General features: G+C 60.4%; 11 protein-coding genes. 3 read left to right on the forward strand and 8 right to left on the reverse strand.

Features of this window, described 5'->3' with window-relative positions; all coding sequences use genetic code 11:
- Positions 1-73 precede the first annotated feature (73 nt).
- From hemG to pepQ, 4 genes are read right to left on the reverse strand one after another with little or no spacing between them, the layout of a single operon-like run.
- Positions 74-610: a menaquinone-dependent protoporphyrinogen IX dehydrogenase gene (hemG, locus tag Q9R34_RS09740; protein WP_485893324.1), complete on the reverse strand. Its 537-nt coding sequence runs from the start codon at positions 608-610 to the stop codon at positions 74-76.
- 18 nt (positions 611-628) lie between these two features.
- Positions 629-2080 (reverse strand): Trk system potassium transporter TrkH, encoded by a 1452-nt coding sequence (gene trkH / locus Q9R34_RS09745; RefSeq protein WP_434126515.1) that lies wholly within the window; start codon positions 2078-2080, stop codon positions 629-631.
- A gap of 25 nt (positions 2081-2105) precedes the next feature.
- On the reverse strand, positions 2106-2723 hold the full coding sequence (locus Q9R34_RS09750; RefSeq protein WP_033754674.1) for an IMPACT family protein: 618 nt from the start codon (positions 2721-2723) through the stop codon (positions 2106-2108).
- On the reverse strand, positions 2723-4054 hold the full coding sequence (gene pepQ, locus Q9R34_RS09755) for a Xaa-Pro dipeptidase (RefSeq protein WP_485893327.1): 1332 nt from the start codon (positions 4052-4054) through the stop codon (positions 2723-2725). The genes Q9R34_RS09750 and pepQ overlap by 1 nt, the downstream gene beginning before the upstream one ends.
- A 184-nt stretch (positions 4055-4238) precedes the next feature.
- Between pepQ and fadB the strand changes: the two genes are divergently transcribed.
- Both fadB and fadA read left to right on the forward strand, forming a co-directional pair.
- On the forward strand, positions 4239-6422 hold the full coding sequence (gene fadB, locus Q9R34_RS09760) for a fatty acid oxidation complex subunit alpha FadB (RefSeq protein ID WP_485893329.1): 2184 nt from the start codon (positions 4239-4241) through the stop codon (positions 6420-6422).
- 9 nt (positions 6423-6431) lie between these two features.
- Positions 6432-7595 (forward strand): acetyl-CoA C-acyltransferase FadA, encoded by a 1164-nt coding sequence (gene fadA, locus Q9R34_RS09765; protein WP_048786990.1) that lies wholly within the window; start codon positions 6432-6434, stop codon positions 7593-7595.
- Between the two features lie 64 nt (positions 7596-7659).
- Here fadA and fre read toward each other — a convergent pair whose 3' ends face one another.
- The 3 genes from fre to pepE all read right to left on the reverse strand — a co-directional run bounded on the left by fre (position 7660) and on the right by pepE (position 10692).
- Complete coding sequence (fre, locus tag Q9R34_RS09770; protein ID WP_434126525.1) at positions 7660-8361, reverse strand: NAD(P)H-flavin reductase; 702 nt, start codon at positions 8359-8361, stop codon at positions 7660-7662.
- 41 nt (positions 8362-8402) lie between these two features.
- Positions 8403-9887: a 4-hydroxy-3-polyprenylbenzoate decarboxylase gene (ubiD, locus tag Q9R34_RS09775; protein WP_485893332.1), complete on the reverse strand. Its 1485-nt coding sequence runs from the start codon at positions 9885-9887 to the stop codon at positions 8403-8405.
- A 79-nt stretch (positions 9888-9966) separates the two neighbouring features.
- Positions 9967-10692: a dipeptidase PepE gene (gene pepE / locus Q9R34_RS09780; RefSeq protein WP_485893334.1), complete on the reverse strand. Its 726-nt coding sequence runs from the start codon at positions 10690-10692 to the stop codon at positions 9967-9969.
- A 197-nt stretch (positions 10693-10889) separates the two neighbouring features.
- Between pepE and rfaH the strand changes: the two genes are divergently transcribed.
- A complete protein-coding gene (gene rfaH / locus Q9R34_RS09785; RefSeq protein WP_033754660.1) occupies positions 10890-11378 on the forward strand; it encodes a transcription/translation regulatory transformer protein RfaH in 489 nt (162 codons plus the stop codon).
- Here rfaH and tatD read toward each other — a convergent pair.
- On the reverse strand, positions 11375-12157 hold the full coding sequence (gene tatD / locus Q9R34_RS09790) for a 3'-5' ssDNA/RNA exonuclease TatD (RefSeq protein WP_434126531.1): 783 nt from the start codon (positions 12155-12157) through the stop codon (positions 11375-11377). The genes rfaH and tatD overlap by 4 nt on opposite strands.
- Positions 12158-12192: the final 35 nt, after the last annotated feature.

The following is a 12192-nucleotide window of genomic DNA, read 5'->3' on the forward strand; positions in this document are numbered from 1 at the left end:
GTTCTTCCGGGCTGACAAGTGCTAATTTAAAAAAAATTCTCGTTCGCATTAATTTTCAGCAGATCGCTGTTAATCACGCCGATTTGGCGGGCAATTGAGCGAATTCCTGCGCAAAGCGCCCCACCTGATGCCAGTCGGTATACTCCACCTCTTTCGTCTTATCCGTTTCTCCGCCGGTCATGCGCATAATCAGCTGGATCATCACCCGGTCGAACCAGCGGTAGCGCGGATAGCGCAGCGCGCCGGCGAACACTGCGCAGCAGTCTGGCTGCCACGGCGACTGCTGTAAGAACTTACGCGTATAGGTGTTGGTCTGCGGCGAGCGCTTCTCCGGTTTGCGCGCGGTCAGATTCACGCAAAAAAAGCCGCTTACGCGCATCTGCAATTCACGCAGATGTGTCTTAACGAATTTCGCCACTGCCGGATGGAAATTGCCGTAGCGAATTGAGGCACCAATCAGCACGCGATCGTATTGCGCCCAGTCAATCGAATCGGCATGCAAAATATTGAGGACGTCGCACGCCTGCCGCGCTTTCATTTCATTAGCAATATAAGAGGCAATTTCGCGCGCTTGCCCGTCGCGGCTGGAAAAGAGAATTAACGCTTTCATCGTGACTTCCTGTTTTGCTTATTCACGCCAGAAGGTCGGCGTAAAGAGGACTAATAAGGTAAAGACTTCAAGACGCCCGAACAGCATGGTCGAGATCAGGATCCATTTCGCCACATCATTCATTGACGTAAAGTTATCCGCCACTACCCCCAGGCCGGGTCCCAGGTTGTTCAGGGTCGCCGCAACCGCCGCAAAGGCGGAAAAGTCATCGACGCCGGTGGCGATAATCGCCAGCATGCTGACCAGAAACACCAGCGCATAGGCCGAGAAGAATCCCCACACCGCTTCCAGAATGCGTTCCGGCAGCGCGCGATTGCCAAGCTTAATGGTATAAACCGCATTCGGGTGCACCAGACGCTTCAGCTCGCGCGAGCCCTGCTTACAGAGCAGCAGAATGCGGATCACCTTCAGCCCCCCGCCGGTCGATCCCGCCATGCCGCCGATAAAAGCAGAACAGAGCAGCAGCACAGGCAGGAACAGCGGCCAGCGCGCAATGCTGTCGGTAGTGAATCCTGCCGTAGTCGCCATCGAAACGACCTGGAAGAAGGCCTGATTAAGCGTTTGCCAGCCGCTGGCGTATACGTTATGAAACCAGAGCACCAGCGTACAGATGACCACCAGCGTCAGCTGCACGCCAATAAAGGTGCGAAATTCTGGGTCGCGCCAGTAGACGCGCAGGTTGCGATTGCTGAGCAGCGAGAAGTGCAGGCCGTAGTTACAGCCGGAGATCAGCAGAAAGACAGCGACAATGGTATTGATGGTGCCGCTGTTGAAATAGCCGATGCTGGCGTCGTGCGTTGAAAATCCGCCGATGGCAATAGTAGAGAAACTGTGCCCTATCGCATCGAACAGCGGCATGCCCGCCAGCCAGAGCGCCACCGCGCAGGCGACCGTCAGCAGCACATAGATCAGCCACAGCGTTTTGGCGGTTTCCGCAATTCGCGGGCGCATCTTATTGTCTTTTAGCGGTCCCGGCATTTCCGCGCGGTAGAGCTGCATGCCGCCGACGCCCAGAATAGGGAGAATTGCCACCGCCAGCACAATGATTCCCATCCCGCCCAGCCATTGCAGCATTTGCCGGTAAAAGAGAATGGCTTTCGGCATGCTGTCGAGCCCCACCAGCGTAGTTGCGCCGGTAGTGGTCAGGCCGGAAAAAGATTCAAAGAACGCGTCGGTTACGGAGAGATGCGGCTGCTCGGCGAAGATAAAAGGCATCGCCCCCACGCTGCCGAGCACCGTCCAGAACAGCACGACGATCAGGAAGCCTTCGCGCGGCTTCAGCTCGGTGCGCTGTTTGCGGTTCGGCCACCACAGCAGCGAGCCGATCGCCAGCGCCATCAAAAAGGTCTGGCTAAACGCGCGCCCGGCGCCGTCGCGATAAATCAAAGCCACCAGTCCCGGCACAATCATGGTGACGGAAAAGAGGATTACCAGCAGACCGACAATGCGAGTAATGGCGCGAAAATGCATTCAGCCGTTCCTTAGAAAAGAGTTGTCAGGGTGTTAACGGGTCGAGGCTCAGCGCGCCCCGGCTAAAGTCAGAAAGCGTTTGTTTGAACGCCTCGATATGCGCATAGGGCAGCGCCAGCGTCAGCGCGATGTGGTCAAGGTAGACAATCTCATCGATGCGGCCGTCGAACCTGCCCAGCAGACGTTCGATATCGCCGAGTTGAGCATAGTCGCACTTTAGCGCATAGCGCTTCATCGGCACTTTGCGCGTGCGCGCCAGCTGCCTGAGTCCTTGCTGTACGCCGCCACCGTAGGCTTTTACCAGCCCACCGGTGCCGAGCATGATGCCGCCATAGTAACGCACCACCACCGCGGTGATCTCGCCGATATCCGCGCCCATCAGCTGCGCCAGCATCGGTTTTCCCGCCGTGCCGGAGGGTTCGCCGTCATCGGAGAAGCCCAGCTGCTGCGAATCGTGCGGCGCGCCCGCGACCCAGGCCCAGCAGTGGTGGCGCGCGTCGGGATGTTCGCTTTTCACCTGCTGAACAAAGGCGCGCGCCGCTTCTACGCCGTCGGTATGGGCCAGCAGCGTAATAAAGCGGCTTTTCTTAATCGTCTCCTCGCTGATGCTGACGGCATCAGCGGGAATATCGTAAGCGTCCATCAGGCAAGGTGCAGATCGCGCGTCATGTTCTCAATGCGGTTGGCATGCACCACCACGTTGTCTTCAATGCGGATGCCGCCGTAAGGCTTCAGCGCGTCAATCGCCTGCCAGTTAAGATACTGGCTGAATCGACCTTCACGCAGCGGCGCCAGCAGCGACTCGATGATATAGAAGCCTGGCTCGATGGTCAGCACCATGCCCGGCTCCAGCACGCGCGTGCAGCGCAGATAAGGGTACTGCGCCGGCGCCGCGAGATGGGTACCCGCTTCATCCTGCATAAAGCCTGCGACGTCATGAACCTGCAATCCGAGCGGATGACCCAGCCCGTGCGGCATAAAGGGGCCGGTGATGTTCTCCGCCACCAGCGCCTCTTCGCTGATGCCTTGCGCCAGGTCGAACTTTAGCAGCAGCTTCGCAATGCGCTGATGCATCTGCAGATGATAGTCGGTGTAGCGTACGCCCGCTTTCAGCGTGCCGATCAGCGCCAGCTCTTCGCTGTTCATCGCCGCGACCAGGCTGGCGTAAAGCGAATCCTTCTGCGCTGCGTAGCTGCGCGTTAAATCGGCAGCGTAGCCAAGGTATTCCGCTCCCGCGTCGATCAGGAAGCTGTGACGCTTCGCCGGCGGCAGGTGATCAAGCCGGGTGTAATGCAGCACGGCGGCATGTTCGTTAAGGGCGACGATATTGCCGTAGGGCACGTCGATATCGCGATGGCCAGTCGCCGTCAGGTAGGCCTGATTGATATCGAACTCGCTGAGGCCAGAGAAAAAGGCCTCTTTCGCGGCGCGGTGTCCAGCGACAGCGAGCTTTTGCGCCTCGCGCATGCAGGCCAGCTCGTAATCGGTTTTAATGCTGCGGTGGTAGTGAAGAAAATCGATCACCGCTTTCGGGTTAGTGTTGTCGGCGCTGATGCCGAGCTGCGCGGCGCGATGCACCACCGGCCCGATATAGGCGACATTCTCGCGCTGCGCGGGCAGCAGTTGCCCAATCTCGTCGGCGCTTTTCAGCCCGACCACGTCGACGGCTTCGGTCCAGAAGCTGTTCGGCAGCGGCTCGACGTTATGCCAGTAATCAACCGGCGAGTAGAACCAGAGTTTCGGCTTATTGACGCCGTCGATCCAGAGCCAGCAGTTCGGCACCTGCGTGACCGGCACCCAGGCTTTGAACTGAGGATTCACCTTAAAGGGATAGTCATGATCGTCGAGAAAAACCGTCAGCAGTTCGCCGGAATGAATCAACATCGCATCCAGTTTATTGCGCGTCAGCACCTGCTGCGCCCGCTGTTGCAGCATGGCGATATGCGTCTGATACAGCGTTTTCAGTGAATCCATTGCTCGCTCTCCCGTGTCGCGAAAATCGCCGCAGTGTAGCACAGCCGCCGCCTGAACGCCGCGTTCCCAACGCTGTGATCCTGTTAGCAAATAAGCAAACTTTGGTTTGCAAAAAATTAACACGAATCCCACACTCCTGATCATCTGGTATGACCAGATCCCTTTTCGCGATCAGGAGACGCACATGCTCTACCAAGGCGATACCCTTTCCCTGCGCTGGCTCGAGGACGGCGTCGCTGAGCTGCAGTTCGACGCCCCCGGCTCAGTCAATAAACTCGACACCCGCACCGTCGCCAGCCTTGGCGAAGCGATTGGCGTGCTGGAGCAGCAAACCTCGCTGCGCGGCGTACTGCTAAGCTCGGCTAAGCCCGCCTTTATCGTCGGCGCCGATATTACCGAATTTCTCTCGCTGTTCGACGCGCCGACGGAAAAGCTCAGCCAGTGGCTCGCTTTCGCCAACAGCATCTTTAACCGGCTGGAAGATCTGCCGGTGCCGACCATCGCCGCGATAGACGGCTACGCGCTGGGCGGCGGGTGCGAATGCATTCTGGCGACCGATCTGCGCGTCGCTACGCCTGGCGCGCGCATCGGTCTGCCGGAAACGCGGCTGGGTATTATGCCGGGCTTCGGCGGTAGCGTACGCCTGCCGCGCCTGCTGGGCGCCGACGCCGCGCTGGAGATTATCGCCGCCGGAAAAGATGTCGACGGCGCCAGCGCGCTTAAGCTCGGGCTGGTCGATGCGGTGGTCAGCAGCGATAAGCTGTGCGCCGCCGCGCTCGCCATGCTGAAGGAAGCTATCGCGCAGGGCGACTGGCAGGCGCGCCGCGCGCCGAAGCTGGCGCCGCTGCGCCTCAGCCCGATTGAAGCCGCCATGAGCTTTACCGTGGCTAAAAACGTCGTGCTGCAAACCGCAGGCAAACACTATCCCGCACCGCTCGCTGCGGTTAAAACCATCGAGGCCGCCGCCGCGCTGGGGCGCGACGATGCGCTGAAGCTGGAAACCGCCGCCTTCGTGCCGCTGGCGCAGAGCGATGAAGCGCGGGCGCTGGTCGGCATTTTCCTTAACGATCAGTATGTCAAAGGGCTGGCGAAAAAGTACGCCAGCGCCAGCAGCGCGCCGGAACAGGCGGCGGTGCTGGGCGCGGGCATTATGGGCGGCGGCATCAGCTATCAGTCGGCGTGGAAAGGCGTGCCGGTGAAGATGAAGGATATTCAGCCGCAGGCGCTGACGCTGGGCATGAACGAGGCGAGCAAGCTGCTGAATAAACAGCTGGAGCGCGGCAAGATCGACGGCGGCAAGCTGGCCAGCACCATTGCCATGATCCAGCCTACGCTCGACTATGCCGGTTTCGAGCGCGCCGATATCGTGGTCGAAGCGGTGGTCGAGAATCCGCAGGTCAAAGCGAAAGTGCTGGCGGAAACCGAACAGCATCTGCGCGCGGATGCGGTACTCGCTTCCAATACCTCGACGATCCCCATCAGCCAGCTGGCTCAGGCGCTGCAGCGTCCGGAAAATTTCTGCGGCATGCACTTCTTCAACCCGGTGCCGCGTATGCCGCTGGTAGAGGTGGTGCGCGGCGAGAAGAGCAGCGACGCCACCATCGGCAAAGTGGTGGCCTGGGCGAGCAAAATGGGCAAGACGCCGATCGTCGTCAATGACTGTCCTGGCTTCTTCGTCAACCGCGTGCTTTTCCCCTACTTCGCCGCCTTCGGCCTGCTGCTGCGCGACGGCGCGGACTTCCGTCAGATCGATAAGGTGATGGAAAAGCAGTTCGGCTGGCCGATGGGCCCGGCGTGGCTGCTGGACGTGGTCGGCATCGATACCGCGCATCACGCGCAGCGCGTGATGGCGGAAGGTTTTCCGACGCGCATGCAGAAAGAGTACCGCGACGCTATCGACGTTCTGTTCGATGCGGGACGCTATGGCCAGAAGAACGGCAAAGGCTTTTACCGCTGGGAGACGGATCGCAAAGGCAAAGCGAAAAAAGCGGTCGATCCCGAGGTGGACGCGCTGCTTAACCCTGTTTGCGCCGCTACGCGCGTCTTCAGCGACGAAGAGATCCTTAATCGCATGATGATCCCGATGCTGAACGAAGTGGTGCGCTGCCTGGAGGAGAAGATCGTCGCCTCGCCGGCCGAAGCCGATATGGCGCTGGTCTACGGCCTCGGCTTTCCGCCGTTCCGCGGCGGCGCGCTGCGCTATCTCGACACGCTCGGCAACGGCAACGTGGTGGATCAGGCCAGACGCTACGGCGATCTGGGCGCGCTCTACCAGCTGCCTGACCTGCTCCTGCAGAAGGCGCATCAGCGCGAAAGCTGGTATCCGGCGGTTCAACCTATCGACGAAGCGGCGCTGCAAAGCGCCTGAGGACAGAAGATGGAAAATGTGGTGATTATTGACGCGGTCCGCACGCCGATGGGCCGTTCCAAAGGCGGCGCCTTTCGTCAGGTGCGCGCGGAAGATCTCTCTGCGCATCTGATGCGCGAGCTGTTAAGCCGCCATCCGGCGCTAAATCCCGCCACGCTGGACGACATCGTGTGGGGCTGCGTGCAGCAGACGCTGGAGCAGGGCTTTAATATCGCGCGCAACGCCGCGCTGCTGGCGGAAATTCCCCATCGCGTGCCGGCGACCACCGTCAATCGCCTGTGCGGATCGTCGATGCAGGCGCTGCACGATGCGGCGCGCGCCATTATGGTCGGCGACGCGCACGCCTGCCTGGTCGGCGGCGTCGAACATATGGGTCACGTGCCGATGAGCCACGGCGTCGATTTTCATCCCGGACTGGGCCGCACGGTCGCGAAAGCGGCGGGCATGATGGGTCTGACCGCCGAAATGCTGGCGCATATGCATCATATCGGCCGCGAACAGCAGGACGCCTTTGCGCTGCGCTCTCATCAGCGCGCCTGGGCCGCGACGCAGCGCGGCGATTTTCGCCGGGAGATCGTGCCGACCTACGGTCACGATGCCGACGGCGTGCTGAAGCGCTACGATTTTGACGAGGTGATCCGCGAGGAGACCAGCCTTGAAGGGCTGGCGGCGCTGAAGCCGGCGTTCGATCCGGTGAACGGCACGGTCACGGCGGGCAGCTCTTCGGCGCTCTCCGACGGCGCCGCCGCGCTGCTGGTAATGAGCGAAAGCCGCGCGCGTGAACTGGGGCTGACGCCGCGCGCGCGCGTCAGAAGCATGGCGGTCATCGGCTGCGATCCGTCGATTATGGGCTACGGTCCGGTGCCTGCCAGCAAGCTGGCGCTGAAGCGTGCCGGATTAAGCGTGGAGGATATCGACATATTCGAGCTGAACGAAGCGTTCGCCGCGCAGACCCTGCCCTGCATTAAAGATCTCGGTTTGCTGGATCGGCTGGACGATAAGGTGAATCTGAACGGCGGCGCCATCGCGCTCGGTCATCCGCTTGGCTGCTCCGGCGCGCGCATCAGCGCCACGCTGCTGAACATTATGGAACGACGTGATGCCCAGTTCGGCCTGGCCAGCATGTGCATCGGCTTAGGCCAGGGCATCGCCACCGTATTTGAGCGTCTGTAATACGTTGGATCACGTTGGAAGTCAGTTCCCGCCCGTCAGGGGCGGGTTTTTTCTGCCTGACGCCTCAAATAAAGGCGAACGCGTCACCGAACATCTGCGCTTCTTTTGCGCCGCGCTCAGCGCAGAAGCGGTCACGAGCGATCTTCGCCATCTCAAAGCGGCCGGCGATATAGATATCATGCTCCGCCAGGGTGGCGAAATCCTGCATTACCGCCGTCAGCACCGTGCCGGAACGTCCCTGCCAGCCCTCTTCGGGCTGTTCGACCACCGGCACCACGCGCAGATTAGGGTGCTTCACCGCCAGCGCATTGAGCTCGTCGAGATCGTAGAGGTGCTGTAGTTCGCGACCGCCCCAGTAAATAGCGATTTCGCGATCCGGCTGCTGCGCCAGCGCGGTCAGCAGGATAGAGCGCGCATAGGAGAAGCCGGTACCGCCAGCGATCAGGATAATCGGACGCGTGCTCTCTTCCCGCAGCCAGGCGTCGCCGTGCGGAATATCCACGGTGATCTGCCGGTCGTCGCGGATGCGATCCATCACCGCCATGGCGTAGAGATTGAGATCGGAGGCACCGATATGCAGCTCAATAATCTCTTTTTCCATCGGCGTCGAGGCGAGCGAGAACGGACGCTTGTCGCGCTCGTCCATCACCACCATCAAATACTGCCCGGCGCGGAAGGTAAAATCCGCTTCGGGTATCAGGCGGACGCGATACACGGTCTCGGTAATCGCTTCAACTGAAGTTACTTTACAGCTTAAAATCGTCATGCGTTCCCTCTGTCGGGTCGTCATTAGGGTTGTGCGCGCCGTCAGCGCTGCGGCGGCTGAGTAAAGATGCCTAAGTCATCCCAGATCGCGTCGATGCGCGCCGTGACGGCGGGATCTTTCACGATCGGTCGTCCCCACTCGCGCTGGGTCTCGCCCGGCCATTTATTGGTGGCGTCCAGGCCCATCTTGGAGCCCAGGCCGGAAACCGGCGAGGCGAAGTCCAGATAGTCGATAGGCGTGTTTTCCACCAGCACCGTGTCGCGTGCCGGATCCATACGGGTGGTAATGGCCCAGATCACATCGTTCCAGTCGCGTGCGTTAACATCGTCGTCACACACAATAACAAATTTGGTGTACATGAACTGCCGCAGGAATGACCAGACGCCGAACATCACGCGCTTTGCGTGTCCTGCGTACTGTTTTTTCATCGTCACCACCGCCAGGCGATAAGAGCAGCCCTCCGGCGGCAGATAGAAATCTACAATCTCCGGGAACTGCTTAATCAGGATCGGCACCAGCACTTCGTTCAGCGCGACACCCAGCACCGCTGGCTCATCGGGCGGACGGCCAGTATAGGTGGAGTGATAGATGGCGTTCTGCCGCTGCGTAACGTGCGTGACGGTGAAAACCGGGAAGTTATCCACTTCATTGTAGTAGCCCGTATGATCGCCATAGGGCCCTTCCGGCGCCATATCGCCCGGCTCAATGTAACCTTCCAGCACGATCTCCGCGCTGGCGGGCACTTCCAGATCGTTGGAGAGGCACTTCACCACTTCCGTTTTATTACCGCGCAGCAGACCGGCGAAGGCGTACTCCGACAGCGTATCCGGCACCGGCGTTACCGCGCCGAGAATAGTGGCGGGATCGGCGCCGAGGGCGACGGAAACCGGGAAGCGTTCGCCAGGGTGGGTCTGGCACCACTCCTGATAGTCGAGCGCGCCGCCGCGATGGGAGAGCCAGCGCATAATCAGGCGATTTTTGCCAATCACCTGCTGCCGATAGATGCCCAGATTTTGCCGCTCTTTGTGCGGCCCGCGCGTAACGGTCAGCCCCCAGGTAATCAGCGGTGCGGCGTCGTCAGGCCAGCACTTCATCACCGGAATGCGCGACAGGTCGACCTCATCGCCGCTGAACACCTCTTCCTGACAGGGCGCGTTGCGCAGCCGTTTGGTTGGCATGTTCAGCACCTGTTTGAACTGCGGCATCTTGTCGAACAGATCGCGAAAGCCTTTCGGCGGCTCCGGCTCTTTCAGAAACGCCAGCAGCTTGCCGACTTCGCGCAGCGCGCTGACCTCTTCCTGGCCCATGCCCATCGCCACGCGTTTCGGCGTGCCGAACAGGTTGCACAGCACCGGCATGTCATAGCCTTTGGGATTTTCAAACAGCAGCGCCGGTCCGCCCGCGCGCAGCGTGCGGTCGGCAATTTCCGTCATTTCCAGCTCAGGATCGATAGCGTGGCTAATGCGCTTTAACTCGCCGCGCTGTTCCAGCAGCGTAAGGAAGTCTCGTAAATCGTGATATTTCATGCGGCCTTCGCTTCCAGCCAAAGTGAATCGGCCATTATAGGGCCGATTCTTAAGGCGTGTTGGATTTTATGCAGCAACCTTAGTCGCAGCGAAAGGGAACCAGTGCCTGCAGCGCCGTCGCGTCGCGGCAGGCCTGAATCGGCTGATTATGGCGGAATACTTTAAAATCCTCGCCGCGCACGCTGAAGTAAGAGAGCTGGTTTTCATGCACATGCAGAAAACTGCCTTCGCGCAGCGCAATCACTGACTCTTCGGGATTAACGGCGCAAAACTCCGCCAGCCGTTCGTCGCGGGTTTCGCCCATATGCCCGCTGGCGTGCGCGTCAAGGTAGTGGGGATTGATCTGAACCGGAAACAGGCCCAGCGCAGGCAACACCACGCTGCTGCGCACCGGCATATCGTTGGTGGTGCGAATCGAGGGCGTCGCTACGTTGCAGCCCGCGCTCCATCCGACGTAAGGCACCGCCCGTTCGCGTACGGCGCGCTGGATCGCCACAATCAGGCCGCTCTCGTGCAGCATCTGATTCAGCAGCCAGGTATTGCCGCCGCTGACCAGAATCAGCTCCGCCTGCTCAATGGCCGCCACCGGCGTCGCGAAATCCTGTACGCAGCGCACGGTAACGCCCAGCGACGCGCTCAGCTCGGCGGCGCGCTGTTGATGGTCACCGCGAATAATGGCGTAAGGCACCAGCACCGCCGAACGAATGCCGCGCTGGGCGATCATCGCATGCAGCTGCGGCTGCGCATAGCCAAGCAGCGGCGCATCGTCGGCCAGCCTGCCGTTGCTTAATAAAAACAGTTCCATCAGCAGATCCTTTTCGCAAACGTTATGAGTCCCGAGTCTGAACCAGCGCACCGCCGCTCGTCAATTTTCCCGCTTGTGTCGGGCAGTTTGCGGAAACCTCGGCCACTTTGTCCGCTTCGGCATCTTTCCACGCTGCGATGCGCTATAACTCTGGCAGCAGGTTTGCTATTCTTAGCGTCCATTCAATGGGAGCATTTATGGAATCCTGGTACTTACTCTATTGCAAACGTGGACAGCTGTTGCGCGCGAAAGAGCATCTTGAGCGGCAGGAGGTGCATTGCCTCAGCCCGATGATCGCTCTGGAAAAAGTGGTGCGCGGCAAACGGACCACCGTGAGTGAGCCCCTGTTTCCTAACTACCTCTTTATCGAATTCGATCCGGAAGCGATTCATACCACCACCATCAGCAGCACGCGCGGCGTCAGCCACTTCGTGCGCTTCGGCACGCTGCCTGCGACAGTGCCTTCCGCCGTTATCGAAGCGCTGCAAACCGACGTGCCGCAAACGCTGATCGATCCGGAAACGCCGCAGGTCGGCGATGAGGTCATCATCACCGAAGGGACCTTTGAAGGCCTGCGCGCCATTTTCGCTGAACCCGATGGCGAAACGCGCTCTATGCTGCTGCTTAACCTGCTAAATAAACAGGTAATGCGCAGCGTCGACAACAAGCAGTTCCGCAAGCTTTAGGGCAGACGGAACAGCGCGCGCGCGTTACGATCTACCTGCTGCGCCAGCGCCTCCTGCTCTTCTCCGCGCCACTTCGCCACCTGCTGCACGATATGCGGCAAAAAACAGGGTTCATTACGACGCGACGTCGGCCGCGGATGCATATCGCGCGGCAGCAGCCAGGGCGCGTCCGTCTCCAGCAACAGTCGCTCTGCCGGGATCAGCGGCAGCATCTCACGCAGCGCCATACCGCGACGCTCATCGCAGACCCAGCCGGTAATGCCTACCGACAGCCCCATCGCCAGACAGGCCTCCAGCTCGTCGCGCGTGCCGGTAAAGCAGTGTACCACCGCGCCTGGCAGCTTCGGCAGCCAGGGTGCCAGCACCGCTGCAAAGCGGTCATGCGCCTCGCGACAGTGCAGGAAAACCGGCATATTCAGCTCGGCGGCCAGCGCCAGCTGCGCGTCGAAGGCATACTCCTGCTGCTCGTGGGCAGCAAGGTTGCGGTTGAAATCGAGGCCGCATTCGCCAATCGCCACCACCTGCGGCCGCTCTGCCAGGCGCCGCAGCGTATTGGCCGTCTCATTCGACCATTCGCTGGCGTGATGCGGATGCACACCCGCCGTCGACCAGCAGAAGTCGGGCTGACGCTCGGCCAGCCGCTGCGCCTGTTGGCTCTCCAGCGCATTGGTCCCGGTGATTAACATGCCGGTGACGCCCGCTTCGCGCGCACGCTTTACCACCTTGTCGCGGTCGGCGGCGAATTGCGTGCTGGTCAGGTTTACACCGATATCAAACATAATCTTTCCCATAGCTTATTAAACAAAAACCGCCC

This window comes from Enterobacter sp. BRE11, assembly GCF_031844285.1.
Classification (GTDB): Bacteria; Pseudomonadota; Gammaproteobacteria; order Enterobacterales; family Enterobacteriaceae; genus Pantoea.